The organism is Maribacter sp. X9 (genome assembly GCF_048537565.1).
In the GTDB taxonomy this organism is placed as follows: Bacteria; Bacteroidota; Bacteroidia; order Flavobacteriales; family Flavobacteriaceae; genus Maribacter.
The window spans coordinates 3,038,515-3,060,872 of sequence record NZ_CP183215.1 but is presented as its reverse complement, the minus strand read 5'-3'; the positions used below and the strand labels follow the sequence as shown (position 1 = coordinate 3,060,872).

Here is a 22,358-nt window from a genome sequence, read left to right as displayed (position 1 = left end):
TTTTTGGCTTAAAACTGAGTTATATCAGTCCAAACGGTATTGCTTAACGTATATACCCAACAAACCTAATAAATTAAGTATTTATGAAAAAAATGATTTTGATTTTTAGTATGGCACTTGCAGTGACTTCTTGTTCCATTTCCAAAGATGCGCGTGCAAAGAGAAATCTTTTAAGCGGTTCCTGGACTTTGGACAATGTTGCTTTTGAGAATAATACAGGAAATGTAAAGGCAGTATTGTTCAATGATGTAGAAGATATTTGTTTGGAAGGCAGTGATTGGTTTTTCCGGGATAATAACAGTACTGGTCGTTATACCATTAGCCCATCTACGTTATGTAACGGTGGCCCCCGATATATAAGATGGTCCGTTGTAGATCGTGAGGCAAATTATACAAGTCAGTTGCAATTCAAGTTTATCAACGAAAAAAATCAAGATATTTCAGGGGGTGCCGGGTATCGCTTGAATATTGAAAGTCTAACGGAATATGCAATGACCTTAAAGTCTACGGCGATGGTCGATGGTACTTCGGTTAACGTTATATATGAATTCACAAAAAAACAATAACCTACTTATAAATAAAATAAAGATAGTATGAAAACAAGTATAATTAGAAAAACGAGTTACGTTATAGCCCTTGCGATGGTAATGAGTTGTAGTACAGTTAAAAATGCGAATAAAACCCAAAAAGGAGCTGCGATAGGTGCTGCCGGCGGAGCCGTAATTGGTGGTGTTCTGGGAAATAATGTTGGTAGTGGTAACAATACTGCCCTTGGGGCTATCTTAGGGGCCGCTATCGGTGGTGCCGCAGGGGGTTACATCGGTAATAGAATGGATCGCCAAGCAGAACGTATCGAAGAAGAAATACCTGGTGCAGAAGTAAAAAGGGTCGGCGAAGGGATCAACGTTACCTTCAATGAAGATGCCGGTGTTTATTTTGACACTAATAAATCTAACGTACAGGGAACTTCAGCTGCTACATTAGATAAATTGGCCGGTATTTTCAAGGAATATCCAAAATCAAATATATTGGTGGAAGGCCATACCGATAGTGCCGGTTCTGACGAATACAACATGACCTTGTCTAAGCAGCGTGCACAGTCGGTCACCAATTACTTAATAACTAAAGGCATCGATGCAAGTCGTTTTGATACCAAATGGTATGGCGAAACACAACCTGTGGGAGATAATACTACCGCAGAAGGTAAGGCAAAGAATAGACGTGTTGAGTTGGCGATTGTTGCCAGTGAAGAATTGAAACAAGAGGCTAAACAACAAACGAATTAAAAACATTTGAATGTTTTTTAGCGATAAATTAAAACCCTGCAATTGCAGGGTTTTTTTGTAAATGATGTAACTTCAACACAGTGAAGGAACACGAAATAATTATTATTGGTGGAGGTTTGGCCGGACTGACAGCGGCTATTCATTTAAGTAGTGAGGGAAAGGATGTAGCCTTATTTGAAATGAATCCCTACCCAAACCATAAAGTTTGTGGGGAATATGTTTCTAAAGAAATAGAACCTTATTTGAACCGCTTGGGGGTAGACCTCACCACAATTGGAGCGGTCAATATTACAAGATTTCAAATTTCTACCGTAGAAGGTGATTTGGTAGAAACCCACTTACCCCTTGGAGGTTTTGGTATCAGCCGATATGCTTTTGATAACTTTTTGTTTACGCATGCCAAGAATCTTGGAGTTCAATTTTATTTTGAAAAAGTGATTAGGACGGATTTCATGGATACTGGTTTCTTGATTACTACAATTTCGGGCACCTATTCCTCGAAAATAGCCGTTGGCGCTTATGGTAAGCGTTCGGTTTTAGATAAGAAACTGGAACGGGATTTTAGCTTTAAAAAACAGTCTTGGTTAGCGGTGAAAGCCCACTACCACTGTCCTGATTTTCCTGATGATCTGGTTGGCTTGCATAATTTCGAAGGCGGCTATGGCGGACTCTCAAAAACTGAATCAGGAGCAGTCAACTTCTGCTATTTGGCAAGTTATCGAACTTTCAAGGAGTATAAGGACATTACCGAGTTCAATGAAAAAGTGGTTTCAAGCAACCCTTTTTTAAAAAAGTTTTTATCGGAATCGGACCTCGTTTTTGACAATCCTTTGACCATCGCACAGATTTCCTTTGATGAAAAGGAATCGGTCGTAAATCATATGTTAATGTGCGGTGATACCGCCGGGCTTATTCATCCACTTTGCGGCAATGGGATGGCCATGGCCATTCACAGTGCAAAAATCGCTTCGGAAATCATTTTGAAGTTTTTTAAGGAGTCTAATTTTAATCGATTTCAGCTTGAACAAGAATATAGAAAATCGTGGTCCAAAACCTTTAGTAGGCGTTTGTGGTACGGGAGAAAATTACAAGGTATAATACTGAATAAAAATATGGTCACCAGGGGCATTCGAACGGTTGGTAAATCAGATAGCCTAATGAAATTCATTATTTCAAAAACCCATGGAGAATTGATACAATAATGGTAGATTTTACACAACGTAGTCCAGAAAGCGAAATCATGGATACCTATACGGGTACTACTGAGGAACTGGATATCATTCTTAAGGATATCAACAGAGTGAATTCACTATTAGGTGGCTATCAAATTACATTAAATGGTGTATTTGAGCTGATTGCAATAAAAAATAAAAAATCATATACGATTTTAGATATGGGTTGCGCCGAAGGAACCATGCTTAGAAAGCTCGCTTTGGAGGCTAGAAAACGGAATATTACGGTGAATCTAATCGGGGTGGATCTCAACAAGCAGGGATTGGAGTTGGCTACAATATATTCCACCCATTTTCCAGAAATTAGTTTTATCGAATGTAATATTCTTACAGCTGATTTCTCTCATTTAGATATTGATGTGGTGATGACCACGTTGACCTTACATCACTTTTCAGATACGGGAGTAGTTCAATTTGTAAATCAATTCAACACATTGGCATCTCTTGGGGTGGTCATCAATGATTTGCAGCGCAGCCCCTTAGCGTATTATTTGTTCAAGGCATTTAGTTTCTTTTTTATAAGAACTGAAATAGCCAAGAAAGATGGATTGTTATCTATACGAAGAGCATTCAAAAAACAAGAGTTGTTGGGGTATGCAAACCAAGTTAAAAACGCGTCACATACTATAAAATGGAAATGGGCCTTTAGATATGTATGGGTATTGAAAAAGAAATGGTAGATTGAAGGTTAAGAATAGCTATGAATCAAACAAGAATTGTTAGTGTAACCAAAGAGTTACCCGAATACTTTAGATATACCAAAGATATTCTGCCATTGGTAGAATTTTGGTTAAGCGGACAACAAGAGCGGTTTTCTAGAAAGGTGATCAAGATATTTGAAGGGGCCGCCGTAGACAAACGCTACTCCATAATGCCGCCAGAAGAGGTTTTCGTTTCAACTACCTTTGAAGATAAAAACAATATCTACGTACGAGAGGCCAAACGCATGGGTGCGAATGTTGTACGTAACGCTTTGAAGAAATCCAGTTGGGAAGCTGATTCCATTGATTATATCATTACGGTAAGTTGTACAGGAATCATGATTCCTTCATTAGATGCATATTTAATCAATGACCTAGGTATGCGGCAAGATGTAGTACGACTTCCAGTTACAGAAATGGGTTGTGCCGCAGGGGTATCGGGACTCATTTATGCCCATAATTTCTTGAAGTCTAATCCTGAAAAACGAATTGCCGTCGTATCCGTTGAAAGTCCGACCGCTACCTTTCAATTGAACGATTATTCAATGGCCAACATGGTAAGCGCCGCTATTTTTGGTGATGGAGCCGCTTGTGTTTTGTTATCTTCGGAAGCAGCTGCAGTGGGACCCAAAATTATAGGGGAGGGGATGTACCATTTTAAGGACGCTACCCACATGATGGGTTTCGATTTGACCAATCATGGACTAAAGATGATTTTGGATCCATCGGTTCCGGAAACCATATCTAATCATTTTTCCGATATCGTATATCCGTTTTTAGAAAAGTATGGAAGTTCCATTGAAAAAGTGGAGCATTTGATTTTTCATCCCGGAGGAAAAAAAATCGTACAAACGGTAGAATCACTTTTTGGGGCCTTGGGTAAGAATATTGACGATACGCGAGAAGTTTTACGACGCTACGGAAATATGAGTAGTGCGACCGTACTATATGTGTTGGAACGTTTTTTAGATAAGGAAATAGCAGAAGGGGAGCAGGGCCTTATTTTAAGTTTCGGTCCTGGATTTTCGGCACAAAGGGTATTGATCGAGTGGTGATGTAAATTGAAACGATATGAATTCAAACGAAACCATATTTAAAAATAGATGGGCCTTGATTTTAGGAGGTAGCAGTGGCTTGGGCTTGGCTACGGCAAAAAAGCTCGCTCTACATGGCTATCATATCCTCATCATACATCGGGATAGACGTGCGGACTTAGATGAAATTGAAGCCTCGTTCAATGAAATAAAATCCTTTGGAAACGAACTCATTACTATGAATGTCGATGCGTTGAATCCTGAAAAAAGGGCTGGGATTGTCGAAGCTATTCAAGAGCAATTACCTTTCGGCCATAAAATCAATGTATTGGTGCACAGCATTGCCAAAGGTACCCTAAAACCAATGCATTCAGAAAGCGGTTCCACTTTGACCGATACCGATTTTAAGCTAACGTTCGAGGCTATGGCCCTGAGTTTGTACGATTGGACTAAAGCCTTGGTAAAAGCTGCCTTATTTGCAGCGGATACCCGTATCGTTTCCTTTACGAGTGAAGGCAATTCTAGGGCCTTACCCAATTATGCGGCGGTTTCCGTTGCCAAAGTAGCATTGGAAGCCTTGACCAGGAGCATAGCCCTTGAATTTGCGGGAGTAGGGATCAAGGCAAATTGTATTCAGGCCGGGGTTACGCTTACAAAATCATTGTCCATGATTCCGGGATACGAAGAAATTAAAGCCCATGCCTTACGACGAAATCCGAATCAACGTTTGACCAAACCAGAAGATGTTGCGAATGCTGTATTTTTATTGACCGCCGATGAAGCAAAATGGATTACGGGTACGGTTATTAAAGTAGATGGCGGGGAGAGTTTAGTTTAAAAATCAATATAAATATATATGAGAAAGGAATTTTTTCAATGGATTTTGGACAAATTACCCTATGCTAAGCCCTTTCTTTTTGTGGATGAGCTGCTGAAGGTGGATGAAAATGGAGCAGAGGGTTCGTATAGGTTCGATGTGGGTTCAGATTTTTATAAAGGTCATTTTAAGGACAATCCCGTGACACCAGGGGTGCTGTTGACCGAATGTTGTGCACAGATCGGTTTGGTCTGTTTGGGAATTTACTTATTAGGGGAACGTGAAGCATCAAAAAATTTAAAAATTGGAATGAGCAGTTCTCAAATGGAATTTTTGGTTCCTGTGTTTCCGGGTGAGCGGGTGAAGGTAATTTCTCAAATCGTTTATTTTCGATTTCAAAAACTAAAATGCGAAGTGAAGATGTATGACGAGGATGATAAATTGGTCTGTAAAGGTACCTTGGCGGGCATGATAGGTTTGAGAGATGAATAGGCGCGTAGTAATAACGGGATTAGGTGTGTGTGCCCCAAATGGAGTGGGCTTAAAAGATTTCACCCAAGCCTTGTTAGATGGTAAAAGTGGGATAAGGCATCAACCGATTTTGGAGAAATTAGGATTTGGCTGTCAGGTCGCCGGGGAACCCTTGGTAAAGGACAATCTCATTGATCACTACTTTACTCCCTTAGAGCGACGTGGATTGAATGCTACAGGAATTGTTTATGGAGTCATCGCGGGCATGGATGCCTGGGAAGATGCCGGTTTGGTGAAAAATACAACCTCGGAACCGACTTGGGACCGTGGCATCTTGTTTGGAACGGGTATTTTGGGAGTCGATAAATTTCGGGAGGCGATACACTTGATTGACGAAGGAAATGTACGCCGATTGGGAAGTACCTCGGTGATTCAGACCATGGCCAGTGGTATTAGTGCCTATTTGGGCGGACAATTAGGTTGTGGAAATCAGGTGACCACCAATTCAGCCGCCTGTACGACTGGCACGGAAGGTATTCTAATGGCCTATGAACGCATTGTACAAGGTAAGGCTGAAATTATGCTTACTGGTAGTTGTAGTGATAGTGGTCCGTATGTATGGGGCGGATTTGATGCAATGCGCATTTTACCTAGAGGTTATAACGATAACCCTTGTGAAGCCAGTCGACCCATGAGTGCTTCCGCTAGCGGATTTGTACCCGGGAGTGGGGCAGGGGCCCTTGTTTTGGAATCTTTGGAGCGTGCACAAAAAAGGGGTGCCCGAATCTATGCCGAAGTACTGGGCGGCGAAGTCAATAGTGGGGGGCAATTGGGAGAAGGTTCCATGACCGCACCCAATAGTATGGCAGTGCAGCGGTGTATTAAAAATGCAGTGTTCAATGCGGGGATAGCAACTGCTGATGTTGACGTAATAAATGGTCATTTGACCGCTACAAGCAAAGATGCCTTTGAAATTGAAAATTGGAGCCAAGCATTAAATAGGATAGGGGCTGAGTTTCCATATATCAATTCGTTTAAAGGCACTGTCGGACATTGTTTAGCGGCAGCAGGAAGTATTGAATGTGTTGGGGCACTATTACAATTTAAACACCATGTTGTTTTCAAAAATGTGAACTGTGATGACCTCCATCCAACAATAACCGAAATAGTTGCAGCGCATAAGATTCCAAGGGAAACTTTGGACTATTCACCAAAAATAATGGCCAAAGCAAGTTTTGGTTTTGGAGATGTGAACGCTTGTGTTATTTTTAAGGCGTATTCGGGCTAAAGTAGGAAAAGAGGTGAATTGGACAATAAGTAAATACCGTAGGGTATAAAAAATAAATGGATGCAAGAAGAAGAAAAATATCAAAAATTAAAGAATATTATTAAAATATACCTTCCTGAGGATGTTACCGTAGCGGACATTGGACCTGGCAGTCACTTTGTGAACGATTTGAACATCAACTCTGCGAATCTGGTGGATATTGTTCTGGACGTTGAGGACGCTTTTGACATTCGTTTGGAAAATGAAGATATGGACCAGATGCAGACCGTAAACGATGCCATGGCGATTATCGATAAAAAACTGAATAATAGCTGATTCGAAAAAAAGCTCGAACGAAAATGGTTGTGCACAGGTGGTTGCGGACAATTTCTTTGAGGCGCCGTAATCAGTTGTGCCATTGAAAGTTGATTTCTTTAACACGAGGGTGCTGCACTTTGGTATTGCCTTATGCGTTACAGGTTCTTTGGTCTTGTTCATTTCAGGAACAGTGTTCCGGGTTAAAGCGGCATTTTTAGGGCAGCAAAGCGTTTCTTTAAATTCCTATCAATTACCTTTCTTCTTCTTCTTTTTCCTCAATAAAGATAGAAGCAAGAACTCCAGAAACCAACGAAAGGGAAATTACGGCAAGGGATACCCATTCAGGTAATTCCACGTAATGGGAGAATAACATCTTCAATCCAACAAAAGCCAATATCACGACAAGGCTATAATTGATGAATCGGAATTTCTCTAACATCCTAGAGATTAAAAAGTACATCGAGCGCAATCCTAAAATGGCCAAAATGTTGGAGCTAAAAACAATAAATGGATTGGCGGTAATCGCTAAAATTGCGGGAATGCTGTCCAATGCAAAGAGAATGTCCGTCAGTTCAATAACGATCAATGCTACGAACAGGGGAGTGGCTGCTTTGACTCCCATTCGTTTCACGAAAAAATCGTGTCCTTGTATTTTTGACGTTACAGGATAAACTTTTTTAATCTGTTTGAACACAAAAGAATTTTTTGGGTCAAAATTATCCTCATCGTCTTTTAGCATCTTAAAAGCCGTGTATAAGAGAAAGATACCGAAAATGTAAATGATCCATTCGAACTTGGTGATCAAGGCCACCCCAAAGAATATCATTAAGGCCCTAAAAACAATGGCACCTAAAATGCCCCAAAATAAAACCCGATGTTGATATAGGGCGGGTATTTTAAAAGAAGAAAAGATTACGGCGATCACAAAGACATTATCGACACTCAAAGAAAGCTCGATAAGATAGCCTGTAATGTACTTTAAAACTGCATTATTCGGCGTTAATCCAGTTGGGTTAGCTATGATTTCAGCACTGAATAGCCAATAGATAATACCGCTGAAGCTAAACGCGATACCCATCCAGACCGCCGTCCAAATTCCCGCTTCCTTAGATTTGATAACGTGCTCGTTTTTATGGAACACTCCAAGGTCTAAGGCGAGGAAGAGCAATACAAAAGCGATAAAAACAATCCAGACGATCATATTCAATATTAGATGTCGCAAAGGTAGTACATTTAGTACTTTTCGATTTTATTTTAAGATACTATTCACAGGTTGTAAATCAATTCAATACCCATCAACATTTGAATGGATAAGGTCAATCAATTATTTGGTATTACTGTATTTTTAAAATAAATTATTAACCGAAAAAAATTAGAGAATGACAAAGCAGGAGCAAATAGCACTCGATAAAATTGCCAAGAACGACCACGAAATCTATGCGTTGATCAAGCAACGCTATAGTCCTAGAATATTTAAGGATCAAGCGTTGACAGATCAAGATGTCAACCGTCTTTTCGAAGCGGTGCGTTGGTCTGCCAGTTCAAATAATTGGCAGCCTTGGCGCTTTATCTACGCGCACAAGGGTTCAGATGCCTATAACAAAATAGTGGAGTGTCTAAGTGATTTCAACCAAAGCTGGGCCACCAATGCACCGCTACTATTATTGACGGCCTATAAAGAACAAAATCCTGATGGAAAAGAGAACTTTCATGCCCTTCATGATTTGGGATTGTCTTTAGGGAATATGGCAATTCAAGCAGAATATATGGGCATTGCCCTTCACCATATGGCAGGGGTGGATTGGAAAAAGGCGCATGAAGTTTTTGAGGTACCCTCAGGTTATCATGTTACCACGGCGATCGCTGCAGGCTATTATGGAGGTGATTTAAATGATTTATCCGAAGAACTTCAAGAGCAAGAGACCGCTACACGTAAAAGAATGCCACAGGAAGACTTTGCGTTTAAGGGCGGCTGGGCTTCGAAATAAGTTCCTATAAACCAGAAAGCTTTTAGGGATTACATAAAACACTCTTTGGTCAAAAGGGTGTTTTTTTTCGATTAATTGCCTAGTATTTATTGATTTATGGGTACTTCGAATTTTAGTCTTATTTTCCGTACAGAAAAATTATGGAAATGAAAAAAATGACCTTTTGGGGCTGTGTTTTGGTATTCCTTATTTTAGGAACGGTGACCAGTAGTGCCCAAGATAATGACCAAAAGAAAATCAAGGTCCAGAAAAGGACCTTGATGGGACAATTTGAATCCGATTATGTACTATCCGTTTCTGAACGGATTGCGTTAAAACAGAGCAGGATAGCACATCAATATCGTACCAAAGAACTATTGGATTCACTGGATATACCCGATAGAAAAAGAAAGAAATTATTAAAGGAATTAAAACGAAATCCCTTCTCTGAGCACCTTCAACAGGCGATAGCCAAAGAAACTAAACCTGACGATAGCGCAAAGGAAAAGTCATCTAATTGATAGGTACATCAACGTTGTTTAGTGTGCCTTCATTTTAGCCTTTCTTTTTTCCAACTGGCGCTGTAGATCCTCCACAGACGCAGCAATGGAAGCTTCAAAGCTCGCTGCAGATGATTGTGCAAATAGCCGAGGCCCAGGAGCGCTCAGCCGAATATTGCAAATCATTCCGGTATCGGGGGAAGAGGTATTTTCCTTCTTGAAAAACACATCTGACCGTACTATAAAATCGAATTTGTCCACTAGTTTTTCCAACTTTTTGGCAGCCATGATCTCTAATCGATTACTGGCTTTTACATCGTCATATTCAAAATTTATATTCATAGGATTAAAGTTTAGTTTAAGGTAAGCATTTCAGTTAATGCCAACAACTAAAAAAATCTTAAATAAATTCACTACACAAATTAAGGATGTATAACTATTTTGTTTTGAAATTGTTAAGTGAATTTCTTTTGGTTTTAAAGTTAAGTTAAATAAGCGATAGCGTTCAAAAAATTGAGGTTTCTTCTATTACTTTACAGTACGGTTTTGAATGGGTAAACTTAAAAGGAACATTATGGAAAATTTACAGGACAAACCATCATCTTTGGGTAAATTAGAGCGTTGCTACACACGTTTACACTACTTTAAATCTAAGATGGATTCCTATCTATATGAACCTTCTACAAAAGCACTTTTTGAGACCAAGGAATATTTAAAGGAAAAGATAAGATTGCTGGCAGAGGCTAACCAAAACTTGTTGAACTACTTAAAAGCTACCGGAGAGTTATTGCCTGAGCAATACCGGCTGGTCAACAATCATATTAAGGAGACGTTCGATTTAGAATTCGATGTTATGGAGTACACACTGAAGACAAGAAAGACCGTTCAATTATAAGATAAGGGTGAACAGATAAACTGAGCTAATAAACTCAACGGCCTTGGTTTATTTTCATTATAAAGGACTTTTTGATTATAGTATTTACATTAAATACTATTGTAAGCGAGCAAGTAGATGGTAACCGATTATGCCTCAGTTTGAATCTTACTATGTTTCCACTAGTATTATATAAAGATTTCAACTGAGGTAAATTTCAAAAAATTATTTCAGCGAACACCCAGCTCTCGAAGGAAGAATTGAAGGATTAGACCCCTTTAGTTTGGCATATATTTGGTTAGTAAAAAGGTGGTGGTAATAATTTAATATCCTATGAAGAAATACCTGCTATATCTACTTTTAACCACTTCAATTGTCGGTTGTGGTACCTCTAAACTTGATAGTAAAGAAATTGAGGAGCTACAATCGTTACTAGAAACTAAGTCGTTTGAATTTAAAGCGGATAGGGTCAACCCTATGGCCACGCAAAGTTTAAACGCCATCTCCAACTCCGGACTTTTACCTCCGGGAAGTAATGCCGGTTCCATACAACTTAACGGGGGGAACAATTTCTTAAAAATAATGGGGGACAGTGTTTCCGCTAATTTACCCTATTACGGAGAACGACGTTTCGGTGGGGGATATGGCTCTGATGCTGGTATTGAATTCAATGGTATTCCCACACATTATAGTCAAATTTACAATAAGGATAGAAAGCGTTATGATATAACTATGCAACTAGACCAAAAGATGGAATCGTATAACCTCAATTTGAGCATATTTCCGAATAAGATAGCGAACCTGACAATATCGAGTAACCAACGCAATACCATTCGCTATAGTGGAAACGTACTATCAATTAAGGTTTCAGATTAAACTTTTTCTCCTAAATCGCTTAAAAAGTATAAAAAATTGAAATTTTATATTAGAAAATGTCCGTTTTCCGTTAAAAACTGCTAAAAACCCGAGGTTTTTGGCTATTATTCGTTATTCGCCGTTCAGAACGATACCTTTGTACCTCAATTAAGTTAAATACATAGAATTTAATAGTATGAGCAAAGTAAAAGCAGACGATTTGGTAAGGGTACATTATACTGGAAAATTGAGCGACGGACAAGTGTTCGATAGTTCATTGGACAGGGAACCCTTAGAGATAAAATTAGGACAAGGAGCTTTAATACCGGGTTTTGAGAAAGGACTTTTGAATATGGAACCCAAAGAAAAGAAAACCATCGTTATCGATAAGCAAGAGGCTTATGGTGAAAAACGAAAAGAGCTGTTTCAAAAAGTAGCAAAGTCAGATTTACCTAAAGATATAGAACCTGAAGTAAATATGGCACTTATGGCCAAGAATGCCGATGGTACCGAAAAACAACTAAGGGTTGCCGAAGTAAACGAAAATGATATCGTAGTCGATGCAAACCATCCCTTGGCAGGGGAAGACTTGACCTTTGAATTGGAACTGGTTGAAATTAAGTAATACGCCTAGACGTTATATAAATTGAAACCGCCCTTAAGGGGCGGTTTTTTTATGGAAGCAATCCGACCCATCAGTGCGAAATATCTGTTAAATTTGATGTTATATTTTTAAAAACCTTTTGCAATGCACATTTTAAAAAAGAAGCTTATCCACGTTACACGAAGTATAGGTATTATGGTCGCACTCATGATACTATTTTTTTGTGTATCCTGTGCGGATAAATCGGCGGACCCGAACGAAGAAGAGTGGATCGCTCTTTTCAATGGAGCGAATTACCAAGACTGGACCCCAAAATTTACGGGATCCAAACTAGGCATCAATTATAAAGACCGATTTGTATATGAGGATAGTCTATTGAGCGTGCGGTACGCGAAAAACGATACCTTCAATGGAAACTTCGGCCACTTGTTTTACAAAGATAAATTCTCCTATTATAAATTAAGGGCCAAATACAGGTTCGTAGGAGAACAAGAAATCAATGGTCCTGAATGGGCCATTCGTAATAACGGACTCATGTTGCATGGTCAATCTCCTGAAAGCATGGGTCTGAATCAAGATTTCCCTATTTCCTTAGAGTTGCAATTATTAGGAGGTTATGACAATCGGGAACGGAACACCGCCAATCTATGTACACCGGGTACCAATGTAATGATTGCCGATACGTTATACACCCCGCATTGTATCAATTCCGTTTCAAAGACATATCCTGGAAACCAATGGGTAACCGTAGAAGCCTTGGTACTAGGTGATTCGTTAGTACAACATATTATGGAAGGCGAAGTGGTGCTCGAATTTACCAAACCTACGATCGGCGGTGGTAATGTTGAAGGATATTTGGAAAGTGCCTTTCAAGAAGGAAAAGCATTGACCGAAGGATATATCTCCATACAAGCCGAAACGGCTCCCATTGATTTTAAATCTATTGAATTATTGAACCTGTGCGGCTGTATGGATAAAAATGCCAAAAATTATAAGTCCTATTATATTAAGCCCGATGCGGCTGCCTGTATCTATGACTAGAAGACAACTTAATTAATTGACAGAAAGTAATTTAACGTCAAAAATAAGTACGGATCCACCCGGAATACCGTTATAGTTATAACTACCGTAGGCTAAATGAGAGGGTATGAATAAGGTACCGTTTCCGCCTTCCTTAAAGTAGGGGATACCCTCGGTCCAGCCTTTGATTACTCGATTAAGTGCGAAGGTTGTACCATCGTTTTGGCTTTGGTCGAATACCGTACCATTTAAATAATAGCCTTTGTAGGCAACGGTTACGTTCGAAGTTGCAGTGGGTTGTTCACCATCGCCGAGATTTTCGATCGTGTAATAAAGTCCCGATTCAGTTTTTTCAGCTTCAATATTATTAGTAGTTAGGTAGTCTGTAATCTGCTTATCATTTAGGGCTTTATAATCTATAGGATCAACATAAACTTCATTATGTGCGGAATCTAGATTGCAGGCAGTAACAAAAACAAAAAGTAAAAGGTATACGCTATATTTCATGTTTGAATAGTTGAAGGTAAAGGTTTATAATTTTTAGGATAGATGAAAATAGGGGGATAAGGTTGCGTATAAATTCGTGGAAAAAGAAATACTATTGGAATGCCCTAAAATATTCTATTTTACATAATATAAATTATAGTACAAATATGATTGTAGCGTAAAACGGCGCATACCATATATTTTATATAATTGTAGATATAGCGACACGCTAGTGTTCTATATCGTCAACAATTATGTCAAAGCCGTTTTACTGGAATGTTGAAAATATCTGTAAGCTATAATTCTATATTATATAAAATATCCCTCAACAATTCATCAGCAAATAAAATTTACAACAGGGTCATGAAACTTTTTCAAGCGGTGTGCTGCGCACGGCGAAATAATTTATTTGTATCTATAATTTGCCGTTATGTAAAATAGCCGCTACCAAGCGCTCGATTGCTTTTTATAAATAAACGCTTTATGGCGTTCATTTCTAAACACAATTTGCCAACGCTTGGCCAGTGCCAAAAAAAGCAAAACTTTTAGATTTATTTAGAATACATGATTTACGAGAAACTGTCTGCCAGTAAATTTTTCAGGAAATTCTCGTCAGCTTGCCGCAACAGCACAAAATTTCGAAAATAAAATTTCTGTGCCCTTGCTACTCTTTATGTTCCTAAAACCTTTTTTTAATTTCTATTTTACATAATGTATAGATATATCATTATTTAAAATTCTCTACAAAAATATTTACTTGATTCTCGTCAACTAGTGCCACATTATAAAATTTCTCTGAGAATAAATTTCTAAACACTTTTTCAATGTTGTGAATGAAAAGAATTCTCTCTGGAAATAAATTAGAACAAAATGTTTAAATTTGATAAGGTGTTTATGGTATGCCTGCTCGTTCGTGCAAAGATTTCATCCGCCATAATTGATAATATAAACACTCAAGGCTTATTATCCAACAATAGTATACGAACGCATGATTTTTTGGATAATAATCTTTGGATAAAGGATTATATTATTATGGAACCTATTGACTTCTTTAAACTTCAATCTAAAAATTTACTCAAAGATTTTAAACGGAGAAAACCGAACTCCGACAAACAGAACAATGCTTGGAAATATGAATATGAGCCACAGTATTTTGACGTTTTATTAGTTATGATCGACTTCAATCTTGATGAAGAAAAATTAACTCTAATGAAAGCGCAACACGCTATTGCACAAATGGCTGGGTTTGAAAAGTGGACAATTTTAATCAAGGCTTCAGAACCTGATTTGAAAATTGCAAAAATTCTATATGAGAATCAACATAAAATTGACTCACTAATGTGGTTATTTTACTTAGCGCAAGTTGAAGAAATGAATCAAACTAAATTTGACTCAGAGATCAAATTAGTAATTTGTGAAGACGCTTTTGAAAGAGAATATTTCGATGATAGCGTATCTTTTGATTGTTATCTTTTAGATAAAAAATAGTGATTACGAATTGAATATTCACTTCTTTTTTTCTTGATAAAAAAAGAAACAAAAAAATCAAGGCTAACAGATAATTTTGGAAACAATGTACGGGTCGGTCGCTAAATTTTAGGATTCATTCTAACCATTGAGACCCCTATAAGATAATATAACCTATATGGCAGTTAACAATTATTGTAACCAGCCCCCTAAAATTCTTAACGCTCCTCTCCCCTATTGTTTTGCCAAAATTCTCTTAGGCCGAACACCTTGGACATAAATTGTACAACTAGGTAATGTTTTCAAGGATCTTTTTTAATAAGCCTTCAAAATTTGAAAACGTACTTTTCTTATCCTTTTCCTTAATTATGTATTTACAAAAATCTTGTTTAGAGGTGGTTTTTACTTTTTTTAAGTAAATACTTTGTTCCTTAGTTATTCCTTGTTTTAGAACATAGTCAACAGAATTTTCTTCATGCTGTTTCCATCCTTTTGGTCTTTCAACAAATGTACTTCCTCTATATTCCAACCAACCTTTAGAATCTGCATGTTCTAAAACGTCGATGCTAAACAAAGACTCTATTTCTACTTCCAATTTACAGCCCTTACTATAGAAATTAATAAGCTCTTGATTGTGATCTTGATTAATATGAACGATTTTAAAGCACTTTTGTTCATTTTCAGTCTGGATCCTATCAACCAGATCTTTTTTTGCTTTAATGCCCGCCTCATCCGAGTCTAAAAGCCCAACTGATTTAATATATGCACCTTTTTTATCTCTTCTTTTTGATATAGCCCAAATAGCAACTTGATTAGCTACCCAATTTGCTCCTGCATTTTTTTGTGACTTAATTTCAATTAGTTCCCGTTCCTTAGGAAAAAAGATTTCAAAAGCTTGGTTCAAATAATTCACATCGGTCAACCCTTCTACATATACTGTTGGTTTGATAGATTCTTCTTGATTTACCGTAAATTTTGATGTTTTTATATGATCTAGGAGCTCCTTAAATGATTCTTTCCACACCATTGAATTGGGCTCAAATTTCACAATTTTCCATATGGAAGAAAATTGTGCGTTTGAAGTATCGTATTGACTAAACCCAATAATGAAATTAGGTATATTGAGGTTTTTTTTCTTTCTATACATCTCCTTTATCAGAAGTTCCCCTCCAATTTTTAGAGGATCCTCGCCTATTCTTAGAGGAAGAAAAATATCTATAATTGCTAAATTATATGTCGGTTCGCTTTGAAAAAGAGTGATTGCATTACTTATACTCTCTGCCGTCTCAATATGCGCTTCTGGATTACTAACACTAATTAATTTAGTCAATTCGGATATTTTGTCGATGCTGTCATCAACTATTAATATTCTCATATAAAATCAACTAGATAGTTATTTAAGTTTTCTTTCCAACCTTCTTCTCTCGATGAATAATAAACTACCCCTTTATATATCTCAGGAAACTCATCTCGACACATCTCGTCAACTTCTTTCAAATCCAAGAAAGATTTTCCGATACCAAACTCTCGAAACATAGTTATTAAAAGTGTTGGTACAATTTTCTTTTTCCTTTTCATTTCGCTTAATATTTTATGCCCACCAAGCTGTTCAAAATTATTTAAAGAGTTGCTTGGAGAACCTTCGCGAGTAGGTAAACTCATATCCAAAAAAACCAAATCATAATTATTTGTAAACAATTCTCTAAGACCAGAGGTAAAAGATTCTTTTACAATTATTTCAGTATTCGTAAATGTTTCTAATGTAAATGACTTCACATCATCTATTTTAGTTTTATTATCCTCAATAAATAAAATTTTAGTTTTCATCAAATTCTTGAATATTATTGATTACGCGTAAATCAAAAGTTAACTCGTCAGCGGTCAAAGTGTAATTTAGTGAACTATCTAATGCTTTTATATCATATTTTAAAATTCTACGTATTTTTTGGAATCCACTCCCCCCCTCTTGATTTACTGTACCTAGTTCTGTGTTCCAATTTTCTATTAGGGTCTCAAGATTCTTTTTAAGGCCGTTCGTGTCAATTTCATCGGATAAATTGTTTTTTACTTTTACAATTAATAATGATGTAGGAATGTTATTAAGGTCTGGAATATTGTAGATAATTGAAGTAGATGCTTCAATGTTAATTTTAAGCTTTGCAGTTGCTAACCCAGAATGTTTTATAGCATTCTCTAATAGAATCTTAAAAATATCAATATAATAAAAGCCAGCTTCGAAGAAGTGTTCTGAATCAACAATAACGTTTGGTCTTATATTATAAGAATTTATATTTATTGATTCAATCGCAGTTTGAATAATTGTTTCAATATCTAGAAAAGAGCTACTTAAATTATTAGAAATCTTGAACCATTCTGCAATATTATACAGTTCATTTTGTATTAAAGTTGTTGTTGTATATATGTTCTGCTTTAGTTCGGAATGGATTTCATCTTTTAGTTCCAAGGCTTTCGTAATATCATCTTCTAAGGACATTAACGAATTTTGAAAATGACCATTTAAATTACTTTTAAATTCTTCCGAAATACCCTTTAGAATATTTTCGGTATGTACTTTCAAAATATCGAATGTAGAGTTTAAAAAGTAATCATAACTTATCATTTTATCTGTTACTTCCTTATAAACTATCCACAAATATTCGTCTGTAAATCGATAGTTGAATAGCCCTTTTTTATTTTCAGTATGTCGATTTGATTGAATTTGTATATAATCATTAATAATACTTTGAATATAGTCATCTATTGTCTTAGAAAACTTTTTTAAAGCTTTTTGAAGTTTTTTACTGATATCTAAAGGATAAGAGTTTTCATCGCAAAGCTCTTTCCAATATTCAATATCATTATATTCATCATTCTTGTTCTTCGTTGCTATTAAGTTTTTATTTATAAAAACCGATCGCAATTGATTTTCCAAAACACCATGCCTTATACGAGTGCTCAAATCACCGTCGAGTCCATGTTCTTTACTAAAAAGAAAATAATCAACAATTTCAAAGAATAGTGTTTTAAAAGAGACGAATGATGCTTTTTGTAGTTTTGAGCTATCACTTTTTAACTCTGATAAATATGAATTGACAAGTTCTGAAATATCAATTAGATTCATCTCGTGGTTCACGGAGAACTCTTTGAATCTAATAAACCTATTAAAACTGTTTTCCAAATCATACTCTTTATCTTCTTTGATTCTTGAAAAATTCAAATTTATTTTGCCATCATTAACTGTATCTATAATCTCTTTTATTTTAAGCTTTTGTGTTAAGGTGGCTATCTCTTCAAAGTATGTATCACTGTTTTCATCATCTAACGTAGCTAATAATCTCAGTATTTTTTGCCTTTCTTCGATTACTTCAGAATCTGTTTCAAAGACCAAATAAAAATTATTTAAAACGTCAGTCGTACAAATAAACCTTAATAGGTAAATAAGTTTTTTAACCTCTTTGACCTTACTAATTTCTACTTCAGAAGGTTTAGTTAATGATATACTGTCCAAAAATACGTCTAGGGCAGTATATTGATAATAGGAATTGGCATCCTCCAAATAATAGTATATAGGAATATCTATCGAGATCTCTCCAATATCACAATTATTACTTATGCTATAATTTAACACTGATATTTTTTTCAATCTTTCGACGAAAAATTTATTCTTAAAATAAGCATTGACAAAAACTGAAATAGCTTTATCAGCTTTATCTTCCTTTAAGTAAGCAGAATAAAGAAAAAGAATAATCTCTTCTTTAAAATAATTATTGAAGTCATTTTTAGCGTTCAAAGATATTAATGAGCTCAAGTTCTTTTCATCGTGTTGGTAATAATTGGCTCGTAGCATATACAAGTCAAGTTTTATAGCTGGTATTTCACCTTCCGTTATTTTTGAAAAATCTGAGTTAGCAATAGCTTCGTTTATTCTTAAACAAATGTGGTTCCTTAAATCATTTTCTTTGAACTTCAACTTGTTAGTAATATTGTAGAGTGTTACCAGAGAGGGATTTGAATAATTGGAAAAAATATAAGAACTCCTATTTATAATATCTTTATCAGAGTCAATCGAGGTTAAATTTGACACTAAAGACAAGATTTGTTTAAAAAAATTAACTTTTGGATGACACAGGTATAGCTTAAGTAAATTCTCTCTAGCAGTATAGTAATCTTCATTACGATCGAATATTGAATAAAGGTTCATTAAAATGTTATCAACTGAAGTGGAAATACCAGTTTTCACAAAACCTTTATCCAATTCCATCAAGGATTTGAGATAAATTTCATAAACTTCTATATTATTCGGTTCTGATTGAATTAGTTGTTTGGCAAGGTCAGAACTCTCTTGGTACTTGCCATAAGAATAGATATCAAAAAGTTCAACTATTTGAGGATTAAAATCGTCAATTGGTTTCAACTCGTTAAATTCAGCGATTCTGGAAAGTCTATTATCTATTATATTATTTTTTGAAAGTTCCAGCAGGACTTTTTCTACCAAAGATATATGCTCATCAACAGTGGATAATTCAAAAAGCACCTCAATAAGGAAAAGGTATTTATCAATTATGGAAGAGAGGTTTTCTGCATATAAAAAATATGGGTAGGCAGAGAAATCCTTAGAAAAAAAGTAAGCAAGCTTAAAAAGAATATACTCAACATCATTCTTTTCCATTCCTTTGAGAATGTTTTCAAGCTCCCTTTTATATTGCCAAATTGTGGTGTCTTTCTCGGCTTTTTTACTATAAAAACCACTAAAAAATAAAGAGTAAAATACTTCTAAATTTCCATTAACATTCTTAAGCAAAGTCCAATTGTCTTCTGTGCCTTTTAATCTATCTTCAATCGAAAATAAATTTTCCATTGCCCAATAAGAATAACATATTTCCGAATTAACCAACTGTATAAGCTCTTTTGCCTCCAAATCTTTGTCCATTAAAACTAGATTTTCGAACTTTTTTTCAAATGCTATGAAATTGTTGATTTCAATTGAAAATTTTAAAATACTATTAACAAACCAAGCCAATTCACCCTCTAAATTATTACTGTAACCAAGTTGCCTAGAAGACCTCAGTTCGCTATAGCTATTCGGTTTGGAGGCATCATGAAAAAGAATTTTTTTTGCTAATGGGTAGCCAAGTGACTGTTTTATTTTCTTTGAAGAATTCTCATAATCCAAGAATTTCAAATTTGCGAGGACGGTAAAAGGTTTGTTTGAGGCAAATAGTTCTTGAATTATTTTTGACTTTCTCATTAAATAAATTATCCATTAAAAGGATATAAATATAAGTATTATGTGACCTATTGTTTATATTAGTTCTTACATTTCAATTGCATTCCACACACATTGCCCTCCCTCCTATCGTCGGTCAGTTAATAAGTGTTCCATTACCTTTTCAGAGAGAGTTTTTAGAAGAAAAATTTAAACAAATTGAAGTGCCAAATACTTTGCTTTACCCAAGCAAAGTTACATAACGCGGAACATTATAGAACAAATTAGTTAGTTGTGTAAAACGGCGCATGCTTGCATTTGATATAATATCAGATATGATGCCTTTAGGTTCATATCGACAGATATTATGTCAAAGTCGTTTTACTGGAATGTTTATTGAAATTCGTAAGCTATAATTTGTCGTTATGTCAAATTGCCGCTAGCCAATCGCTCGATTACTTTTTAAATTATAAAATGCTAAAAAACGCATTTTAAATTTAAACACAATTTGCCAGCGCTTGCCAACGCCAAAAAAAGCAAAACTTTTAGATTTTTTTGAAATATGCGATTTATGAGAAGCTCTCCGTCAATAAATTTTTCACAGACTTCTCGTCTGCTTGCCGCAACAGCTCAAAAATTCGAAAATAAAATTTCTGAGCACTTGCTATCTATAATGAGTTATGTCAGATAAGATTACATTAATATTATTTAAATTGGAATCTATATTGCTTAAGTTAGAATTCTCATTATTTATCTTAATTTTTCTTTTGATTCTCCTTATCATTTCTTCAATTTGAACCTTATTAATTTCTTGTTCTGGGCATTTAGGTCCAAGCATTATTTCATTTAGCCTTATTGGAAATTTCGAGTCATTTAAGAGAAAATCTATAAAAGGATTTAATATTGAGTGAGTATGCGTTAAGACCCAACCTGAATTTATTGTAGCTATCGTTTGATCATCAATAACCATCAATCGAATTTCATCTTCAATACTATATTCGTATGCTTTGAAAAAATGTTTCCAAATACCAAGCTTTCTAAATCTAAAGGGAAACCCTGTTTTAAATACTATTGAATCTAGTATTGCTTTTAAAAATTCAAGTTCTGGACGATTACCATTAGCATCAGCATATTTAACTTTTTGAAGTAGTACATGATCACTTAAATTATCCTTAATAGTATTAAAAGTAAGGCATACACCTTTACTATCTTCAGCATATAACCTCCACATTGTCAAATTATCTTTATTGTCCTCTGACGAGCAAGACGTAATATATCTTCGATTAATAGCACTTATAGTTGAATGATGCTCTTTATCAAGTGGTTTTTGAGTTCCATTTAAGTAATTGTCTACATAGTTAACTTCAGATTTATCATTCATTCCTACTAACCCATTCATCCTAAAAGATGTATTGTTTAGCATACTATAAAGTGTACTTAAAGAAGTATATCTACAAATCTTTGTGTCTTTGAATTCTCCAAAAAGTGTAATAAAAAATTGATTTTCAAAACCGCTAATCCCTGTTTTATTTTCTTCAAAATAAATAATATTACTTGTTCTGCTGAACCTTAAATTATTTAGGAATGTTTTATTATTTATGAATTCTTTGATTTTTAAATAAGATTCTTCATTTGACAAATAATCATCAGCTGCCTTTAAAAAAAGATTTTGAATTTGTTCTTTTTCCTTAATTTCGAAATCAATGAATTTCGGATTAATAATTTGATGAATTAGGTCCTCATATGATATTTTTATATAAGCTGAGTTTTTGAGGTTTTTATCATAATAATAAAATATTTTATTATTAGTAATAATTCCAAATCGCGCTAAAGTTTCCTCTAGACCATATGATAGTCTATTTTTGGCTAGCTCCATATTAATTTGAGAGAACGAAGATTTTATTTCAAAAATAGCTAAGGGATTACTCCTCTTATAAAGTACAAAGTCGTATTTATTTACCTGACCATATGAATCTTTCCATGAATCATGTAATTTCAAAGAATATCCTTCATTTCGGTATTCTGAAAAACTATTTTTTAACCTTTCATATAATCTTTTCTCTAAATTTGAGTCGAACTTTTTCATGACATAAATAAAATCTTTTAATAATTAACTATCTTTTTCCTTGATGAAAAAGAAACAAAAAATCAAGGCTTACAAATAATTTCGGAAACAATGTACGGGTCGCTCGCTAAATTTTAGGATCCATTGTAACACTTAAGACCGCTCTAAGGCAATACAACCAATACTGC

At 35.5% G+C, this 22,358-nt stretch carries 23 protein-coding genes; 16 read left to right on the top strand and 7 right to left on the bottom strand.

Annotated elements, in window-relative coordinates; genetic code table 11:
* Positions 1-83: 83 nt before the first annotated feature.
* From ACNR9Q_RS13025 to ACNR9Q_RS12985, 9 genes are all read left to right on the top strand, one after another.
* On the top strand, positions 84-566 hold the full coding sequence (locus tag ACNR9Q_RS13025; RefSeq protein WP_419211654.1) for a hypothetical protein: 483 nt from the start codon (positions 84-86) through the stop codon (positions 564-566).
* A gap of 27 nt (positions 567-593) precedes the next feature.
* Complete coding sequence (locus ACNR9Q_RS13020) at positions 594-1,286, top strand: OmpA family protein (protein ID WP_419211653.1); 693 nt, start codon at positions 594-596, stop codon at positions 1,284-1,286.
* An 80-nt stretch (positions 1,287-1,366) separates the two neighbouring features.
* Complete coding sequence (locus tag ACNR9Q_RS13015) at positions 1,367-2,488, top strand: NAD(P)/FAD-dependent oxidoreductase (RefSeq protein WP_419211652.1); 1,122 nt, start codon at positions 1,367-1,369, stop codon at positions 2,486-2,488.
* Positions 2,488-3,198: a methyltransferase domain-containing protein gene (locus ACNR9Q_RS13010; protein WP_419211651.1), complete on the top strand. Its 711-nt coding sequence runs from the start codon at positions 2,488-2,490 to the stop codon at positions 3,196-3,198. The genes ACNR9Q_RS13015 and ACNR9Q_RS13010 overlap by 1 nt, the downstream gene beginning before the upstream one ends.
* A 20-nt stretch (positions 3,199-3,218) precedes the next feature.
* The gene (locus ACNR9Q_RS13005; RefSeq protein ID WP_419211650.1) at positions 3,219-4,274 is read left to right on the top strand and encodes a type III polyketide synthase; all 1,056 of its coding nucleotides are present in this window, start codon (positions 3,219-3,221) and stop codon (positions 4,272-4,274) included.
* 16 nt (positions 4,275-4,290) lie between these two features.
* A complete protein-coding gene (locus ACNR9Q_RS13000) occupies positions 4,291-5,091 on the top strand; it encodes an SDR family NAD(P)-dependent oxidoreductase (RefSeq protein ID WP_419211649.1) in 801 nt (266 codons plus the stop codon).
* Positions 5,092-5,109: 18 nt separating this feature from the next.
* Positions 5,110-5,562, top strand: a complete 453-nt coding sequence (locus tag ACNR9Q_RS12995) for a 3-hydroxyacyl-ACP dehydratase FabZ family protein (protein ID WP_419211648.1) — start codon at positions 5,110-5,112, stop codon at positions 5,560-5,562.
* Positions 5,555-6,829: a beta-ketoacyl-[acyl-carrier-protein] synthase family protein gene (locus ACNR9Q_RS12990; RefSeq protein WP_419211647.1), complete on the top strand. Its 1,275-nt coding sequence runs from the start codon at positions 5,555-5,557 to the stop codon at positions 6,827-6,829. The genes ACNR9Q_RS12995 and ACNR9Q_RS12990 overlap by 8 nt, the downstream gene beginning before the upstream one ends.
* A gap of 60 nt (positions 6,830-6,889) precedes the next feature.
* Positions 6,890-7,144: an acyl carrier protein gene (locus tag ACNR9Q_RS12985; protein WP_419211646.1), complete on the top strand. Its 255-nt coding sequence runs from the start codon at positions 6,890-6,892 to the stop codon at positions 7,142-7,144.
* A gap of 232 nt (positions 7,145-7,376) precedes the next feature.
* Here the strand turns inward: ACNR9Q_RS12985 and ACNR9Q_RS12980 are convergent, their stop codons facing one another.
* Positions 7,377-8,327 carry a TerC family protein gene (locus ACNR9Q_RS12980; RefSeq protein ID WP_419214283.1) on the bottom strand — a complete coding sequence of 317 codons (951 nt, stop codon included), beginning with the start codon at positions 8,325-8,327 and terminating at the stop codon, positions 7,377-7,379.
* Between the two features lie 178 nt (positions 8,328-8,505).
* On the opposite strand from ACNR9Q_RS12980, the gene ACNR9Q_RS12975 reads away from it, so the two are divergent.
* Positions 8,506-9,114, top strand: a complete 609-nt coding sequence (locus ACNR9Q_RS12975) for a nitroreductase family protein (RefSeq protein ID WP_419211645.1) — start codon at positions 8,506-8,508, stop codon at positions 9,112-9,114.
* A gap of 146 nt (positions 9,115-9,260) precedes the next feature.
* A complete protein-coding gene (locus ACNR9Q_RS12970; RefSeq protein ID WP_419211644.1) occupies positions 9,261-9,614 on the top strand; it encodes a hypothetical protein in 354 nt (117 codons plus the stop codon).
* 18 nt (positions 9,615-9,632) lie between these two features.
* Here ACNR9Q_RS12970 and ACNR9Q_RS12965 read toward each other — a convergent pair whose 3' ends face one another.
* Positions 9,633-9,935, bottom strand: coding sequence for an HPF/RaiA family ribosome-associated protein (locus tag ACNR9Q_RS12965; RefSeq protein ID WP_419211643.1), 303 nt, complete (start codon positions 9,933-9,935; stop codon positions 9,633-9,635).
* Positions 9,936-10,167: 232 nt separating this feature from the next.
* Between ACNR9Q_RS12965 and ACNR9Q_RS12960 the strand changes: the two genes are divergently transcribed.
* The 4 genes from ACNR9Q_RS12960 to ACNR9Q_RS12945 all read left to right on the top strand — a co-directional run bounded on the left by ACNR9Q_RS12960 (position 10,168) and on the right by ACNR9Q_RS12945 (position 12,967).
* Entirely contained in the window at positions 10,168-10,488 is a 321-nt protein-coding gene (locus tag ACNR9Q_RS12960) for a hypothetical protein (RefSeq protein WP_419211642.1), read from the top strand.
* 312 nt (positions 10,489-10,800) lie between these two features.
* Positions 10,801-11,343: a DUF4251 domain-containing protein gene (locus ACNR9Q_RS12955; protein ID WP_419211641.1), complete on the top strand. Its 543-nt coding sequence runs from the start codon at positions 10,801-10,803 to the stop codon at positions 11,341-11,343.
* A 175-nt stretch (positions 11,344-11,518) separates the two neighbouring features.
* Positions 11,519-11,947: an FKBP-type peptidyl-prolyl cis-trans isomerase gene (locus ACNR9Q_RS12950; RefSeq protein WP_419211640.1), complete on the top strand. Its 429-nt coding sequence runs from the start codon at positions 11,519-11,521 to the stop codon at positions 11,945-11,947.
* A gap of 123 nt (positions 11,948-12,070) precedes the next feature.
* Positions 12,071-12,967 carry a 3-keto-disaccharide hydrolase gene (locus tag ACNR9Q_RS12945; RefSeq protein WP_419211639.1) on the top strand — a complete coding sequence of 299 codons (897 nt, stop codon included), beginning with the start codon at positions 12,071-12,073 and terminating at the stop codon, positions 12,965-12,967.
* A 12-nt stretch (positions 12,968-12,979) separates the two neighbouring features.
* Here ACNR9Q_RS12945 and ACNR9Q_RS12940 read toward each other — a convergent pair whose 3' ends face one another.
* Positions 12,980-13,453, bottom strand: coding sequence for an FKBP-type peptidyl-prolyl cis-trans isomerase (locus ACNR9Q_RS12940; RefSeq protein ID WP_419211638.1), 474 nt, complete (start codon positions 13,451-13,453; stop codon positions 12,980-12,982).
* A gap of 849 nt (positions 13,454-14,302) precedes the next feature.
* On the opposite strand from ACNR9Q_RS12940, the gene ACNR9Q_RS12935 reads away from it, so the two are divergent.
* Positions 14,303-14,920 carry a hypothetical protein gene (locus tag ACNR9Q_RS12935; protein WP_419211637.1) on the top strand — a complete coding sequence of 206 codons (618 nt, stop codon included), beginning with the start codon at positions 14,303-14,305 and terminating at the stop codon, positions 14,918-14,920.
* A 268-nt stretch (positions 14,921-15,188) separates the two neighbouring features.
* Here ACNR9Q_RS12935 and ACNR9Q_RS12930 read toward each other — a convergent pair whose 3' ends face one another.
* The 4 genes from ACNR9Q_RS12930 to ACNR9Q_RS12915 all read right to left on the bottom strand — a co-directional run bounded on the left by ACNR9Q_RS12930 (position 15,189) and on the right by ACNR9Q_RS12915 (position 22,191).
* Complete coding sequence (locus ACNR9Q_RS12930) at positions 15,189-16,274, bottom strand: hypothetical protein (protein WP_419211636.1); 1,086 nt, start codon at positions 16,272-16,274, stop codon at positions 15,189-15,191.
* Positions 16,271-16,726, bottom strand: coding sequence for a hypothetical protein (locus ACNR9Q_RS12925; protein WP_419211635.1), 456 nt, complete (start codon positions 16,724-16,726; stop codon positions 16,271-16,273). Before ACNR9Q_RS12925 ends, ACNR9Q_RS12930 begins: the two co-directional genes overlap by 4 nt.
* On the bottom strand, positions 16,716-20,147 hold the full coding sequence (locus ACNR9Q_RS12920) for a hypothetical protein (protein ID WP_419211634.1): 3,432 nt from the start codon (positions 20,145-20,147) through the stop codon (positions 16,716-16,718). Before ACNR9Q_RS12920 ends, ACNR9Q_RS12925 begins: the two co-directional genes overlap by 11 nt.
* A 622-nt stretch (positions 20,148-20,769) precedes the next feature.
* On the bottom strand, positions 20,770-22,191 hold the full coding sequence (locus tag ACNR9Q_RS12915) for a DUF2971 domain-containing protein (RefSeq protein ID WP_419211633.1): 1,422 nt from the start codon (positions 22,189-22,191) through the stop codon (positions 20,770-20,772).
* Positions 22,192-22,358 lie beyond the last annotated feature (167 nt).